This is a genomic window from Arenibacter arenosicollis (genome assembly GCF_014397245.1).
GTDB classification, from domain to species: Bacteria; Bacteroidota; Bacteroidia; order Flavobacteriales; family Flavobacteriaceae; genus Arenibacter; species Arenibacter arenosicollis.
Window position 1 is genome coordinate 262,031 of the sequence record NZ_JACLHY010000002.1, and the last position, 16,379, is coordinate 278,409.

At 41.5% G+C, this 16,379-nt stretch carries 9 protein-coding genes; 1 reads left to right on the forward strand and 8 read right to left on the reverse strand.

The features are described from left to right. Positions 1-2 precede the first annotated feature (2 nt). The 7 genes from H4O18_RS04200 to H4O18_RS04230 all read right to left on the reverse strand — a co-directional run bounded on the left by H4O18_RS04200 (position 3) and on the right by H4O18_RS04230 (position 13,656). Positions 3-995, reverse strand: coding sequence for a PorP/SprF family type IX secretion system membrane protein (locus H4O18_RS04200; protein WP_187581852.1), 993 nt, complete (start codon positions 993-995; stop codon positions 3-5). Between the two features lie 8 nt (positions 996-1,003). Then, positions 1,004-5,959: a Calx-beta domain-containing protein gene (locus tag H4O18_RS04205; RefSeq protein ID WP_187581853.1), complete on the reverse strand. Its 4,956-nt coding sequence runs from the start codon at positions 5,957-5,959 to the stop codon at positions 1,004-1,006. A gap of 280 nt (positions 5,960-6,239) precedes the next feature. After that, positions 6,240-8,828, reverse strand: a complete 2,589-nt coding sequence (locus tag H4O18_RS04210; RefSeq protein ID WP_187581854.1) for a T9SS type B sorting domain-containing protein — start codon at positions 8,826-8,828, stop codon at positions 6,240-6,242. Positions 8,829-8,976: 148 nt separating this feature from the next. Next, the gene (fabD, locus tag H4O18_RS04215) at positions 8,977-9,861 is read right to left on the reverse strand and encodes an ACP S-malonyltransferase (protein ID WP_187581855.1); all 885 of its coding nucleotides are present in this window, start codon (positions 9,859-9,861) and stop codon (positions 8,977-8,979) included. Between the two features lie 164 nt (positions 9,862-10,025). Beyond that, positions 10,026-10,535: a gamma carbonic anhydrase family protein gene (locus tag H4O18_RS04220; protein WP_187581856.1), complete on the reverse strand. Its 510-nt coding sequence runs from the start codon at positions 10,533-10,535 to the stop codon at positions 10,026-10,028. A gap of 112 nt (positions 10,536-10,647) precedes the next feature. Continuing rightward, entirely contained in the window at positions 10,648-11,379 is a 732-nt protein-coding gene (locus tag H4O18_RS04225) for a LytR/AlgR family response regulator transcription factor (RefSeq protein ID WP_187581857.1), read from the reverse strand. Positions 11,380-11,451: 72 nt separating this feature from the next. Next, on the reverse strand, positions 11,452-13,656 hold the full coding sequence (locus H4O18_RS04230; RefSeq protein WP_187581858.1) for a tetratricopeptide repeat-containing sensor histidine kinase: 2,205 nt from the start codon (positions 13,654-13,656) through the stop codon (positions 11,452-11,454). Between the two features lie 319 nt (positions 13,657-13,975). On the opposite strand from H4O18_RS04230, the gene H4O18_RS04235 reads away from it, so the two are divergent. Further along, positions 13,976-15,154 (forward strand): vWA domain-containing protein, encoded by a 1,179-nt coding sequence (locus H4O18_RS04235; protein ID WP_187581859.1) that lies wholly within the window; start codon positions 13,976-13,978, stop codon positions 15,152-15,154. A gap of 192 nt (positions 15,155-15,346) precedes the next feature. Here H4O18_RS04235 and H4O18_RS04240 read toward each other — a convergent pair whose 3' ends face one another. Beyond that, complete coding sequence (locus H4O18_RS04240; RefSeq protein ID WP_187581860.1) at positions 15,347-16,339, reverse strand: PorP/SprF family type IX secretion system membrane protein; 993 nt, start codon at positions 16,337-16,339, stop codon at positions 15,347-15,349. Between the last annotated feature and the right edge of the window lie 40 nt (positions 16,340-16,379).

The following is a 16,379-nucleotide window of genomic DNA, read 5'->3' on the forward strand; positions in this document are numbered from 1 at the left end:
TTTTAGAAAAACCTTGGGGAATCTATTTGTTTAGGATTCCCTTTTTGATATCGATTATTTTCCTTTTTAATTTTATTCCCTGCTTTTCCTAAATAAAACTTTAATATTACCTCATGTGAACCTTGACTATATTCCCCTAAACCATTGGTATTATAATCATAGGAATACCCCATAAATAGACTATTGGAAATTTGAAGTCCTGCCAAACCACTTATGGCATTGTCCAATCTATAAGAAGCCCCCAAAGTTACCAAGTCACTAATCAAAAAATTGGTAGAAAGATTCAAGTTTAAAGGTGCACCATTTAAATAGTTCATTAAAAAGGCAGGTTTAAACTTTAGGCCTTCAGAAAGGTCAAAAACATAGCCCCCGATAAAATTAAACTGTACCTTATCTTCTATTATATTGGCTACTTCATCAGCATATATCCCTGAAGTTAAAAAATTGGGTACGGATAAGCCCACATACCAATTTTCTTGGTACATAAACATACCTGCTCCTATAGTGGGATAAAATTTATTAAAGGTATCGGCATTATTGAGCAACGGTTCATTTGGATTTTCAAAATCGCCTTTGGTATAATCCACATCAAGTAATGAGCCACCTGCATCTACACCAAAAGACAACTTGGTATCGTCTGAAAGTTTTACCTGAAATGAATAAGCAAAATCTATATAGGTTTGGGAAGTTGGCCCCAACTGATCACTGACCACATTAAAACCCAAACCATTTTTTTCATTGGCCAAAGGCAGATTTACCCCAAACCGTAAGGTTTTTGGCGCTCCTGGAATACCTGACCATTGAACACGGTACAGACCCGAAATATCTGGAGTCTCCACGGTACCCACATACGCTGGATTAAAACTGCCAATATTGTACATATATTGGGTATACTGTGGTTCCTTCTGTCCGAAAAGCACAGTAATGGAAAATAACAGTAAGCTACAAAACAATATTGGATTTCTATACCCTATCCTGTATATTCTAAAATTCATAGTCTTTTTTATCTTATGATTTGGATCCAACCTTTTCGCACTTCCGTACCATCGCCAAGATCCAATATATAAAAGTAGGTTCCTTTTGGCAAATCGCCATTCTTACCCGTTCCCATCCAAGTATTATCATAACTACTGGCTTTAAAAACCTCATTACCGTAACGGTCATAGATTTCCAGGGTATTATTGGGATAATCTTCAATGCAGTTAATATATACTGCGTCGTTAAATCCGTCTCCGTTTGGTGATATCTGATTAAAGAGGAATCCGCATTCGGACGTGGAACGAGGGGTCACCGTTACGGTTGCTGTGGCCGTATTATTGGTAGCATTGGAATCTTCCGGAAAAGAGTCCACAATGGCGGCAACATTCTGGTAAGTGCCGATTTCAGGTACTCTAGCCGTAATGGTTAATGTATTCACCTCATCCGCCAAAATCTCATCCAATTGCCATACTCCAGCAATTTCATTGTATGTCCCGCTAGTAACCGTACTACTAATATACTCAAAACCAAGTGCAGGGCTTACAAGATCGTTAACCGCAACATTGGAGACCATGATTTGACTTAAATTGGTCAAGGTAACCGTAAAAGTAACCTCTCGTTCTACTAATACACTTTCTAAATCAACCACCTTCTCAATACCAAGATCGATCTGGCAGGCATCTGAGATATTAGGGATACAAGGGTTATTGTTCGCTGGATCCAATTGATCCACAATACCGTCATTGTCCGAATCCAAGATATTGGAATCCAATGCGTCTATTATACCATCATCATCCGTGTCTATCGGATTACTTATATCCGGTCCCACTTCTACTCCATCGTCAATGCCATCAGCATCCGTATCCCGATTATTAGGGTCAAGGCCCAAAGCATTTTCATCCCTATTAATAATACCGTCCCCATCGCTATCTACAGTACAAGTAGTTACAGCAATGGTAACATCAACGCTTTCATTTACACAAGGGGAAACAGCCGTATTAGTAGTAAATCTAAAAATATATTCACCATCTGCAGCCCCTTCAAAATCAACAACGTTATCCGACCCAATAGTGACAGTCCCTGGAGGGGTGCCCACTATAGTCCATTCCCCAGAAGTACCTCCGGTCCTAGTAGTATCCAAATCCAAAGTCGTGGGCCCACCTCCTGTTATGCTACATGCAGCATCATCAGTGGTTGTACCGGGCAAAACAGGGTCTGCCATAGTAACGGTAACCCCAATCCGTTCCGAAACACACTGATTGGCCGACGCTTCTACATAGTAAATTGTAGTGGCCGTGTTATTTGGTGTAGTGAAAGTGCTACCTTCACCAAGTGGCAGACTATCCGACGTTGAACTGTACCAAAACAAGCTACCTCCAGCGGATACCGTTGCACTAATGGTGGCCGTGCCTGGGCCACAAATGGTGGTTGGTGTGGTACTTAATATTTCAGGAGGTTCATTACGCACCAAAGTTACTTCTAATGGAGGACTGACACAGCCTGATCCCGAATTGAACAAAAATCCATAAAAAGTAGCTGCAAAATCTACCTCACTACTTCCTAATCTAGCTCCTGTAATAGAAAAATCACTGCTACTACTCCAAATTAATTCAAAACCTGAAGGAATGACAGTATCAGTATATGCATCCAAATCCTGTTTAAAATCTTCACAAAATATTGTAGGCGTTGTATTTATTAAAGGGGCCTCTATACAATTGTCATTATCGGCGATGGTTCCAATACCTTGGGCCTTTCCAATTTGTGCAAAACCTGTGGCATTGTTCAGATTTACAAAAAAGGTTTCTGTGCCCTCTGACACAGTATCCTCCAAAATATCAATTACAATAGTTTTTGTTTCTCCATTAAAACCTAAAAATGAAACGGAGCCTGATTTGCTAACATAATCTGACCCGGCCGTGGCCGTATTATTGGCTGTTGAATAAGTAACATTAGTTCCAAAAAGGACTGCTCTATTTAATGTAACGGTAAAGGAAGCACTTCCATCACCTTCATTTACCAACACATCATCAATGGACACTCCAGCCCTATCCTCACTGGTTATAGAAACGGTGGCGTTGTTGGGGGAACCTACGTTATATCCCGTACCAGATCTCAAGGTCACATTTACCGACTCAGCAGCTTCTACTTCGGTATCATTAATGGGAGTTACCGTAATAGTACTACTTTCTTGGGCATTGGGTATAGAAACTGTGCCCGAAGGTGCTATATAATCCGAATCGGGTGTAGCCGTGCCGCCAACTGTATAATTTACGACTATTGGATTCCCCGTTATATTGGCTGTATTTAGACCTACTGTATAAGAACCCGCAGTCAATGGGCTTTCCGAAGCATCGGGAGTAGTGGCCGTTATGGTCGCAATATAGCTGTCATTATCCTCAATGGTAACCGTCGCTGTATTGTTCGGTGCTACAGCTAATGTGTAGCCTGTCCCCGTGGCCAGTGTCAAAATCACCGTCTCAGGGCCCTCGACAAGTTCGTCGTCAACCGGGGCGACGGTGATTAACCCTGAACGTTGATTATTTGCTATGGATACACTGCCACTCAAAGTGCCATAGTCCGTAGTATTGGTCGCATTAGAACCGCCGGTCGCTATCGTATAGTTCACCACGATAGCGCTCCCGGTAGTGTTAATCGTCCCAAGATCTACTGTAAACTGACCAGTGGTGGTGCCTGCCTCCGTGGAAGTAGGATCGTTAGCAGTGATACTTGCAATATAGCTGTCATCATTGGTTATCGTACCCTGGGCTGTCGCCGGGGCCCCTATAGTATAGCCCGGACTCGGACCGCTGAGCGTTACCGTAAAAGTCTCGTTGGGCTCCACCGCAGTGTCACCGCTCACATTTATCGTTATAGCCGCCGTGGAGGAACCGATTGCAAAGTTCGCCGTACCGCCGGGAAGCGTACCTCCTACGAAATCCGTACCGTTTGCAGGGTCTGCTCCGCTACCCGTCACTGTGAAGGACGCCGTGGCCGAGGCCGCGGTAGACCCAGTTCGGCTCGCCGTAAAATTAAATGCTGTTGTGCCGCTGTTCCCTTCTGAAAGGGTTACCCCACCGCCCATCGACATTACATCGTTGTCGTCGTTGGTTATCGTCCCCAACGCCGTCGCCGTTCCAACAGCATAACCCGCTGTCGGAGCGCTGAGCGTTACCGAAAAAGTCTCGTTAGGCTCCACCGTGGTGTCACCGTTGACATTTATTGTAATTGTCGCCGTGGAGGAACCTATCGCAAAGTTTGCCGTACCACTGGGAAACGTACCTCCAACGAAATCAGCACCGTTGGCAGGGTCAGCTCCGCTGCCCGTCACCGTAAATGTAGCCGTGGCCGCGGCCGCTGTCGACCCCGTACGGTTAGCCGTAAAATTAAAGGTCGTGCTGCCAGCATTCCCCTCGGATTGCGTCACATTGCCCCCCATGGACATATCATCACTGTCGTCGTTGGTTATCGTCCCCAGCGCCGTCGCCGTACCTATGGTATAGCCAGCACTGGGTCCGCTCAGCGTTACCGCAAAAGTCTCGTTGGGCTCAACCGTAGTGTCACCACTTACGTTTATCGCTATCGCCGCCGTGGAGGAACCGATCGCAAAGGTCGCCGTCCCAGTAGGGAACGAGCCCCCAAAGTCCGCAGCGTTAGCGGGGTTCGCACCAGTGCTCGTCACCGTAAAGGTAGTCGTCGCGGCTGCCGCGGTAGACCCTGTCCGGCTCGCCGTAAAATTAAAGGCTGTTGCGCCGGTGTTCCCCTCTGAAAGGGTCACACCACCACCTATCGACATCACATCGTTGTCGTCGTTCAGTATTGTATAAGTTGTGGAGGTTATGGCTCCAAGGGATGCGTCCCCTGTAGCGCCGCTAAGACCTAGCACGATTGTTTCGTTTGGCTCCACGCTTGAATCGTTCGTTATGGCAAGGGAAGGTATAGGAATTTCCGTTGCCGCCGTACCATCATAAACGCCTACCGGGATGGCAACTACCTGGGGACTTGCGAAAGTAAAATCTACCCCACTGGTCGCCGTACCAGTGCCAGAATTGGTCACCGTTACGTTAGTGGTGGCTGTAACTGTGCCCGTCACAAAAAGAGTCGGAAGGTTGTCCCCAGTGTTCTCCGGACCAGATCCGGCTGCCGAAGAAAAGGATACGGCAACAATATCATCATTTATAATGGTATAGGTTGATGACGTAGGGCTATTCGTTGCAACAATATCACCATTTTGTCCACCAAAACCTAAAATAATTGTTTCGTCGGTCTCTACTATGGCATCTGAAATTATTGAAAGGCCCGTAGAAACAGCAGTATTATTATACAATCCAGGTGGAATATTCACCGTAGTGCTTGGTAAAGAATAATCCGCTATAGTTGCCGTACCACCTAGGGTCAATACGATGCCCGAAGAACCACTTTCCACTCTTCCATTCACTATTAACGTTGGCAAATTATTCCCTACATCTTCCTGAGCCGAACTGTTGGCAGTTGAAAATTGAACGGATGCATCGTTATCCTGTATCGTTACGGTAGCTTCATCTTGCGTACCAATTGCGCCAAAATCTGTATTATCCAAAGTTACAACAACAGTTTCATCACCCTCTATAAAAAGGTCATCTACAATTGATGTTACGTTTATTACTGCCTCATTTGGTAACCCAGTGCCTCCTGGCAATGTTATTGAACCCGACAAGGCCAAATAATCCGTATTTCCAGTACCTGTCGCGGACCCTGAAACTGAGTATAGTACTGTAATATCTGACCCTATCGCCTCACTGTTGAAAACTCTAAATTGTCCATTATTCAATCCTGCCTCAGAAGCATCAGGATCTGAAGCCTCTATAGCAATTATCTGCCCATTAATTCCTGAACTAAGCATTAGCATAGCCCCTAAAAGCAATAGACATTTAAGCCTAAAAGAAACCAAAAGAATGGAAAGTATATTATATTGGGAAATTATTTTCATAACCGGTTCTTTCATACTAAGATTTAACCGGGGCATAGATAGACCATACCCCTACAAAATGGGCAATCAATATTAAGAAAAAATACCCCACAAGCCTAACAATACTGCTTAAATATGAATTTATCAGGTGAAAAGCAAACATAGAAAGATCAGCGTATTTAAAACATACCTTCTCCAAGGCATTTTGGTGATGATAACAGTTGTTAATTTTATTTATTTCCCTCTAAGAAACATGTCAGAGAATAGCTCATTAACCCAACTCTGCATACTTACACTACTAGCTGCTATTTGTCCCTTATCCCATTATCTGAATCCATCCTTTTTTTACTTCGGTACCATCCCCCAAATCCAACATATAAAAATAGGTGCCTTTTGGCAAAATTCCATTTTTCCCCGTTCCATCCCAAGAATTATCATATCCCCGTGCTGCATACACCTTATTACCATAACGATCAAAGATTTCCAAAGATATATTGGAATATTCCTCAATACAATTTATCACAAGTTTATCATTGATTCCATCCCCATTAGGCGATATCTGATTAAAAACAAACCCGCAGGCATCTACCGATCTAGCCCCCACGCGGACAGTGACCGATGCCACATTATTGGCTACATTGTCATCTTTGGGCAAAGAGGAAACTAGGGCAACCGTATTTTGGAACACACCTTCTTGCAGAACGCGAGCTTCAATTTGCAATGTGAATATTGCCTCCCCATCAACTTCATTAAGCAGCCAAACACCTCTTTGGGGGTCATAAAGACCACTATCCACTGTATGCGAAATATACTGAAAACCTAACGAGGCATCTATAAGTTCATTTATTCTGACATCCACGGCATCCAACGTGGTTAGATTATATAAGATGATGGTGAAATTTATTTGATCTCCAACAATTGGGTTGGGGTTATCTACCTCGAGCTCCAATGCAAAATCTACCCCACATCCAGCCGTAGCCTTTGGTACACATGGTTCATCATTGGCAGGGTCCTTTTGGTCCACCACACCATCCTCATCAGCATCCAAAATGTTAGACTCAAGCGCATCTATAATTGAATCCCCATCCTCATCAAGGGCATTGTTTACATCTGAGCCAACTTCTACATCATCCCGTATACCGTCCCCGTCCGTATCCGGGTCGTTAACATCAGTTCCCAATACCATTTCTGCCGAATCCAAGAGACCGTCCTTATCCGAATCCAAAGTACATTCACTTACAGTAATAACCACCTCAACACTAGCACTCGGACATACATTATTTGTGTTTGAGGTGGTAAATCGGAATACATAATCCCCCGATGAAGCGCCTAAAAAATTAACCACATTCCCTGACCCTATTGATATTGCACTGGGAGGTGTCCCAACAATACTCCACCCACCTGTAGAACCACCGACCCTTGTATTGTCTAGATCTACGCTTGTAACTCCATTTCCACCCACATTACAGGCCGAGGTATTGGTTGTAGTTCCCGGGCTGGATTCCTCGATTACTGTAACCCTAACCGGTAAGCGAGCTGAGGCACAACCGTTTGCCGAAGCTTCCACGAAGTAATCCGTTGTTCGAGAATTAATAGGGGTTGTAAAGTTCCTTCCCTCCGCCAATACTTGAACGCTTGAAGCTGATGAATACCACAGTACACTTCCGCCCGCACTAACTGTAGCACTTAAATTGGCCCTTCCTGACCCACAAATAGTAGCAGGTTCCGTGCCTAATACCTGAGGAATTTCGCTCTGTACCACATTAATTTCCAAAGGGGGGCTATTACAATTAGCTCCTTCATGATAAAAGTAACCATAATAGGATGCTGCATTATTCACAATAGAACTTGTCAAGTGTGCACCTGTATTGCTAAAATCGCTACTGCTGCTCCATATCAAAACTGAACCCGAAGGTATGGGACTGTTATTATATTCATTTAAATTTTGACTGAATGCCTGACAGAACACAGTGGATATGTCAGGATTTTGCGCAGGTGCCGTTTCGCCAGCAGGACAACTAAAGTCATCATCCCTATTAATTACGCTTACCGTCTTATTGGGAACTCCCGCATAGTCATCATCACTTTCCTTTATTCCGATGGTAATGAGATAGGAGATATCACCATCCATTATTTCATCATCAACCGGTTCTATGTTTACCGTTTGCGGGGAACTCCACTTATCCTTCTTAAATTTTACTTCATCTTTGGAAACAACACCCTCGGTAGTATCACCCGAATTTATGAAAAGGGTAACATCCTCTTCTGGCCTGGCAGACAGCACTATGCTTAAGGACACAGAAGACCCATCTTCCCTTGTAGTTACTGTTTGCGGAGTCACGATAAAATCGGCCTCATCATTATCCTCATTGGCCACTTGTACATCCGCTATTTCATCTTCCTTTAGGTCGTCATAATCGTCATCCTTAGCATCAATCTTATCTATATAAATCCTATAATTAACCGTTCCATCAACAACATCATCATCCACACCAGTTACAGTAATGATTTGTGGAATATTCCAATCCTTGGAATCAAAGCTCACCTCTTCCTTATCGATCTTTCCCTCGGACTCATCACTACTTTTTAAATCAATTTTCACCTTCCCTTTCGGTTTGGAATTCAGGACAATTGTAAAAAATGCTGTCCTACCTGATTCATTGGTATTTCTACTAATGGCACCAACCGTAATTCCAGCTCTTTCCTGCAAGAGAAAAGATTCAATTTCTACAGACTCAAAATTATCAGTAAGCCCTTTTGTAGATTCGAATGCATATAAACCCTGTTTTAGGGCAAAAGATGAAATTTCAAAACTACCAATAGGAATCATAACCAATAAAACCAAAAGCAAGTGCTTCCAGCCTAATCGAAACATGGTAGTATAGGGATTTTCAAGTGTTTTCATGCGCCAACTGAAGGATTTGCTTAGTAATCTAACAGCAGGATAAAAGTCACTGTAAAATTAGGGTGACCAATAGTACACAAATAATATCTCTAAAATTGACAAATTCCAATATAAAATGAACTCAATCGAATATTGAAAGTGAACTTAATTACTCCAGTTCCGCAGACATAGTTTCAGCTCCAGGATGAATTTTTTTCACCAAGCCTTGAAGTACCTTCCCCGGACCTACTTCCGTAAATAAAGTTGCGCCATCAGCTACCATTTGCTGTACGCTTTGGGTCCATTTTACAGGGGCAGTTAACTGGGCAATTAAATTTGCTTTTATAGCCTCTGGATCGTTAACCGCAGTGGTAGGCACATTTTGGTATATGGCACAGCTTGGTATATTGAAAACTGTATTCTCTATAGCAGCTGCCAATTCTTCCCTTGCAGGCTCCATTAAGGGCGAGTGAAACGCTCCTCCAACTGGCAGTACCAAAGCCCTTCGGGCACCGGCTTCCTTCAATTTTTCACAAGCGGCATTTATGGCATCCACGTCACCGGAGATTACCAATTGTCCGGGACAATTGTAATTGGCCGGAACAACAATACCAGGTATCTCGGCGCATATTTTTTCAACAATAGCATCATCCAAACCTAAAACAGCTGCCATCGTGCTTGGCTGTATTTCACAGGCCTTTTGCATTGCCATTGCACGTTGGAACACCAGCTTTAATCCATCTTCAAAATTCAGGGCCCCATTGGCCACCAACGCTGAAAATTCGCCCAAGGAATGACCTGCCACCATATCTGGTTTAAAACTATCGCCCATAACCTTGCTCATGATTACCGAATGCAAAAAGATGGCCGGCTGAGTAACCTTCGTTTCCTTTAAGTCCTCCGGAGTACCCTCGAACATAAGATCGGTAATGGAAAAATCTAAAATCTCATTAGCGGTTTCAAACATTTTTTGCGCTAAGGGATACTTTTCATAAAGATCCAATCCCATTCCTACAAATTGTGCTCCTTGACCAGGAAAAATATATGCGTTCATACGTTTGTTTTTATACTATTTAATGTTGAGGCAAAAATAAGATTATTTGATTAGGTGTTTGCCTTGAATACTAAGAATTAGTTTTTCTTTTGGCTCCTAACCTAATTCATTAAAATTTTCAATTAACATCTATAAAATAATCATCAATCGTTTAATCACTAAAATTACTCCTTAAACCAACTCGAATATTTTACGTAACTATTGGCAATTCGCTCTACCTCACCAACACTTAAGTCAGTACTGATATCCTTTATCTTTTTGGCCGGCATGCCCGCAAAAACAGTACCCGAAGGTACGCGAGTTCCCTTTGTAACCACGGCACCGGCTGCAATAATACTATTGCTTTCAACAACACAATCATCCATAACAATACTGCCCATTCCTATTAACACATTGTCATGTATAGTACACCCGTGTACAATGGCATTGTGCCCTATGGAAACATTATTGCCAATATTGGTGGGCGACTTTAAATAAGTGCAATGTATAACAGCACCGTCCTGCACATTTACCTTATTTCCCATTTTTATATAATGAACATCACCCCTTAAGACCGCATTGAACCAAACACTACATTGGTTTCCCATGACTACATCTCCAACAATGGTGGCATTCTCAGCTATATAACAATCCTCACCTATCTGGGGCGATTTCCCGTTAATGGTTTTAATCATTTTGATTTATTTAATTATTTGGCGAGGTTTAATTTTAGAGCTCCCCATTCCCATTTTTAAGTGGCCTACCTATATCAGGGACTTGCAACCTTATACTTGATGCAAATTTATGCTATTCAAAATACGATAACAAATTCTTCTTTTTTGAAGCGGAAACCATTATTTCCTTACCATTGGAAATTACCACACTACCCCCCTTGCCCCGCTTATATTGGACCACTTCGTTAACATTTACCAAATACGACTTATGGATTCGGGCAAAGGCATATTCCCCTAAGGCCTCCTCGAAATATTTCAAAGTTTTACTTACCAGGATCTTTTTATTCTCCAAATACAGTTCCGTGTAATTGTCATCTGCCTTGCAATATAAAATATCGGCCACATTCAGTACCTGAAAGCCATCTTGTTGTGGCAGGGTGATCTTACCGTCCACCTTATTGAATTTTGGCGTAAGTATGTGATTCTCTATCGCTTTTTCCTTTGCCCTTATTTCAGTTACATATTCCACTGCCTTTATAAGTTCGTCTATGCTAATGGGCTTCATTAAATAGTAGGCCGCATGGGCGTTAAGGGCATCTACAGCGTATTGATTATATGCGGTCACAAAAACGGTTTCGAAATCACGGTCCGGCATCTGATCCAATAAATCAAAAGCATTTCCAAATGGCATTTCCACATCCAGAAACACCAAATCCAGGTCATTCCCTTTGATTAGGGCAAGTCCTTCCGCAATGGTTGCCGCCTCCCCTACCAGACTTACAATAGGACAATATTTGGCCAAATAATTACGTAGAATTTCCCTGCTATTTACTTCGTCTTCTACAATTATAGCATTTAACTTCATTCTTGGATATTATAACATATTGAAAATATTGTAGGCCTAAGTGACATGCAAACTAGACACCTTATTATTTTATCAATCCCTCTTAATAGAGAATACTACTTTAGTGCCCGTGCCATTTGTCTCCAGGTCAGAAATAAAAACGTCCACTTTATCCTTATACATATCGTTTAATATTTCTATTCTCTTTTTAATGTTTCCCATACCCTTGGACTTCTGTTTCTTCTGATTTTGGGTCTTAATGGCTTTCGATTTTTTCCTACCTATACCATTGTCCGTAATAGAAATCTCCATGGCATTTTTATCCTTTTGCCTAAGCTCAATCTTTAGAAAACCCTTGTCTTCCCTATAGCGCAAACCGTGCCATATCGCATTTTCTATGTAGGGCTGCAACAGCATAGGAGGAATTTGGAAAGCATCAATATCAATATTTTGATCTATCTCAATCTTATAATCGAATTTATCCGTAAAACGGGAATGCTCCAACTTGGTATACAATTCCAATAATTCCAATTCTTTAGACAAGGGAATAAAATCTTCATCAGAATTTTCCAATACGGCCCGCATTAAGGTAGAGAAATCGCTTAAATACCTGTTTGCACTTCTTTCGTCGCTTTTGGCAATAAAATTATTTACAGAATTTAGGGCGTTAAATATGAAATGAGGGTTCATTTGTGACCTTAGCGATTTCAAGGCCAATAAATTATTTGCCAATTTTTGTTGCTTATTGCTCCTATAAAAGAAGTAGGTAGCCAACCCCATCAAAAGCATTCCAAAAATTAAGGAATAAATGATCCAATTTTGCCGTTTTATACTTTCCTCCACCAATTGTTGCTCTGTGAGCGCCAGACTGTATTTACTTTGAGAAAGCTCCCTCTCCTGTTCCAGTCCGGAAATTCTGCTCTGTTTGGAGGCAATCTCTCTATTAAAACGAGCCGCTCTGGCTATTTCCTGTTCTTTTCTAACATATAAGGTATCTACAACAGCTACATATTGTTGATAGGTCTCCAAAGTCTTAGTGAAATCGCCCTTATATTTATACACTTCCGACAATTTTCTCGTGGCATCTTTCTGGACGAACAAATCGTCTTCCACGTCAGCATCTTTAATACTCTCTTCCAAATAAGGTATGGCCTCGTCATATTTATCCTGGGCAATATAGGCGTTGGCTATCTTATAATTTATTCTTTGCGCCGTAATAGAATCGTTTTGATATGATATTCCTGCCGCGGGCGACTTGGTTTTAGGTATTTTTTTTAGATCCTCCAAGCTCTTTTTTCGCAATGCTATTTCTTGGCCAAATTGATTTTTTTGATTGTAAAAATCGGCCACCTTCTCTTTTTCCTGTACAGAGCGCTGAGGGGCTTGTTGAGAGGCCATTTGCAGGGAATTGTTAAAATAATCATCGGCCTCCTGTAGCCTATTGTCCTTTGCATAGGCCCCAGCTATCTTGGAATTTAAATCGATAGTCTTTGGTGAAATCTGATTCTTTTCAGCCACCGTAAGCCCTTCATTATAAAAGGCCACAGCTTTATCCACTTCCCCAAGGCCAACGTAGGCATCCCCAAGAAATTCGTACAGCTCCACTCTTTGATAGGGAACCATTTTAGCTATATTGACCAAGGGGGATAAAACTTTCTCCGCTGGCCCAAACTCTTCGTTCAATATATAGGTTTGGCCCAATAGCAATGAAGTTTTAAGGGTCTTGTTCGCCGAAAGGGCATCCTTATAACTGGAGATAGCCAAATCATACTGTTTGTGGTACTGATATACTTCTCCCAAGGTGGTATAGGAAATAGCCAATTCCTCCTTATTATTGCCGACCCCCAAGTGGGAGATGGATTGGGTAATAAAATCGATGCTTTTCCGAATATCCTTCTTCTTATAAAAATTTGCCGAATCTATATAGGTACGATACAAAGAGACCGACCTATCCCCACTCCTGTTCTTGCTTGCTACAACTTCACCTTTTTCCGAGATATCAACCGAAATTTCTATATACTTTTTACTATTGACCCGATAGCGCACGGTTTCCATACTTGGGCTTTTAAACACAAGTTCCTCGCCCATTGTCACCTCTATATTAAATTCACCTCGGGCATTGGTTAGGCAATACTCCCCGCTATTGGTAGACACCGCTACCCCCGAAACACCTTGGTAGCTTACCTTGTCCTTAACAACACCCTGCACCTCAAATTGTTCCCCAGTCCGTGGTATTTGGGCATACCCAACGGCCCAACTGAACACTATTAAGAAACATATGTAAAAATACTTGGTCATTAGCTTATATAATATAGGATAAACTTAATCGATTTAAATCATATTAAAAAATGCATAATTCCATCAAACTAGGCAGTTCACTAACAAATAACGGGCTTTACGAATTCAAAACTCCTGTTGCCTCATCCAAAAGAGCCGTTTACTCATTACCGATTTTTTTTGAAATATGTTGCCTCTACTTTTAACATGTGATTTCACCCAATTATATCGAAATAATTAAAATTCCGGGGTCTCATACATGGCAACAATAGCGGTAAAGCACAATTGCCCAACCACTAAAATTAAAATAGAATCAATGTTTAACTTAAATAAAGTAGAAATGAAAAATTTAAAACAAATTGTAATAATGGGGGCAATTACCCTAGGTATGGGCAACAGTTATGCTTCCGACCTTACTTATTTGAACAGCAGCAAAGAAACCATATTAACCGAAGCGACCATGGAAAAATCCCGGCCGGCCAATAACTTGGTCAAGATTGCGCTATTGCTTGATACCAGTAATAGTATGGACGGACTTATAAATCAGGCGAAAGCACAATTATGGGATATTGTCAACAAATTTACACATGCCAAGTGCGGCAACGATGGTAGACCACAATTACAAATTGCACTTTATCAATATGGAAACGATAATCTATCTTCCAGGGAAGGTTACATTCAACAGGTTTTGGGCTTCAGCAGTGATTTGGATGAGATTTCCGAAAAATTATTCTCCCTATCTACAGATGGAGGGGAAGAGTATTGTGGACAAGTGATACAAACCTCGTTGAACCAGTTGGACTGGGGAAAAAATCCAGACAATCTAAAAATGATCTTCATTGCCGGAAATGAGCCTTTTAACCAAGGAAAAATAAACTATAAGGATGCAGTGGCCAATGCCAAGGAGAAAGACGTCATGATCAATACTATTTTTTGCGGTGCCTATGAACAAGGAATAAACACCGATTGGAAAAATGGGGCCCAACTAACAGGTGGAGAATATATGGCCATTGACCATAACCGGAAAGTAGTCCATATAAACACTCCATATGATGATGTGATCATTAAACTAAACACCAAATTAAACAGAACTTATATTTCATATGACGCATTGGGTGCAGCCAAGATTCAACAGCAAAGTGCCCAAGATGACAATGCTATGGAAATGGAAGAAGCTGTTGCTGTAAAAAGAGCTGTTAGCAAATCGTCTCGACTATATTCCAATTCCTCATGGGATTTAGTGGATGCCTCTAAAGAAAAGGATTTTGATATCGCTAAAATTAAAAAAGAACAATTGCCGATGGAATTACAGGGGAAATCCAAAGCGGAAATTGCAACCTATGTTGAGGACAAGAAAAGGGAGCGTATTGACATACAAAAGGAAATTCAAGAACTGAACAGCAAAAGGGAAGCCTATATTGCCGAGCAGCAAAAGGATAACGAAAAAGGTGAATTGGAAAATGCCATGTTTACAGCAATAAAGAAGCAGGCGGCCAAGAAGAATTATCGTTGGGAATAATCGGTTAAAAAAAGTCGGATTCCCTTGTAAGAATTCCAACTACATCATAAATTGAAGAAAATAATGTTCAATGGATCTTATAGGATCTGTTGAACATTTTATTATTTGGTAGTAGCACAGGCAAGGGCTACAAATAAATTATTATAGTGATTAATATGGAACTATGCATTGGCTCCCAATGTAACAATGGGATCAATAATTAACTGCCGGACATTTACAATCGTATCTTTTCTCGGATTGACCAAAGTCGTACCCCAGGGTAATTTGATGAAACCCGCCATTATCAAATCGAACATCGCCCATTTGATAGGAATAATTATAGGACACTAGAAAATTTCTGTAATTTACACCAACTATTGGGGTAATAAGCTGCAAACGTTGTTCCCCAAAATCTGTGGCGGTCTGATATTGCGCACCATCAAAACTTCTTCTGTAAGAAACGCCGCCCCAAACCGTTCCAAAATCCACACTCTTGTAGACCTTTGCATTAATATCAATAGCCTTTTCCTGAGTAAACTCCGTAAATTGAAATAATACCGAAGGTTCTACCTGCCATTCGCTCCTTCCAAATACATAACCAGTGGATACCAAATATTTTCTTAAGTTGTTGGACTCGATTGCCGAATATAAATCCCTACCTCGCCCCATTAAATTGTGAATAGCGGCATGGGCATAGAACTCCATAAAATTATAGGACATCCCCAAATCCATATTAAAATAGCTAACACTGTTCCTGGAACCGGTTATAATTGGATCTGGAATAACCGAAACAAACTCGGACTCATCCAAATTACTTTGTTGAATTCCCGCACTTAGTCCAAATGAAAGTTGATTAAGACTCCTATAATCCCCACCAAGACGTAGATGATGTGCGTAAGTGAGCTTTAACCCCGTTTGGGAATGGTAACCGTTGGCATCATTAAATACGGTTGCCCCAAAGCCACTACTTTCACCAACCCTTACATGGGCATTTAAAGTTTGTAAATTGGGCGCTTCGTCAACATTAAACCATTGCTTTCTAATAGTTGCCCTAATTTTCCCTCCTTCACCAATTCCTGCCATTGATGGGTATACCAAATAGTAATTATCCGCCAAATAATCAAAATAAACTGGGACACCTTCTTGCGCCATGGACTGGAAGCCAATCGCAAAAAACGAAAGTAGGATCAATAAATGGTGTTTCATTTAAGATTAGGGGTGAATTAATAACATCGTCCAAATATAA

What these genes read in the sequence shown, in the direction of transcription:
- H4O18_RS04235 (WP_187581859.1), top strand. Translation starts at nt 13,976, where the DNA reads ATGAAAAATTTAAAACAAATTGTAATAATGGGGGCAATTACCCTAGGT.
- H4O18_RS04205 (WP_187581853.1), bottom strand. Translation starts at nt 5,959, where the DNA reads ATGAAAGAACCGGTTATGAAAATAATTTCCCAATATAATATACTTTCC.
- H4O18_RS04240 (WP_187581860.1), bottom strand. Translation starts at nt 16,339, where the DNA reads ATGAAACACCATTTATTGATCCTACTTTCGTTTTTTGCGATTGGCTTC.
- H4O18_RS04225 (WP_187581857.1), bottom strand. Translation starts at nt 11,379, where the DNA reads ATGAAGTTAAATGCTATAATTGTAGAAGACGAAGTAAATAGCAGGGAA.
- H4O18_RS04210 (WP_187581854.1), bottom strand. Translation starts at nt 8,828, where the DNA reads ATGAAAACACTTGAAAATCCCTATACTACCATGTTTCGATTAGGCTGG.
- H4O18_RS04230 (WP_187581858.1), bottom strand. Translation starts at nt 13,656, where the DNA reads ATGACCAAGTATTTTTACATATGTTTCTTAATAGTGTTCAGTTGGGCC.
- H4O18_RS04200 (WP_187581852.1), bottom strand. Translation starts at nt 995, where the DNA reads ATGAATTTTAGAATATACAGGATAGGGTATAGAAATCCAATATTGTTT.
- H4O18_RS04220 (WP_187581856.1), bottom strand. Translation starts at nt 10,535, where the DNA reads ATGATTAAAACCATTAACGGGAAATCGCCCCAGATAGGTGAGGATTGT.
- fabD (WP_187581855.1), bottom strand. Translation starts at nt 9,861, where the DNA reads ATGAACGCATATATTTTTCCTGGTCAAGGAGCACAATTTGTAGGAATG.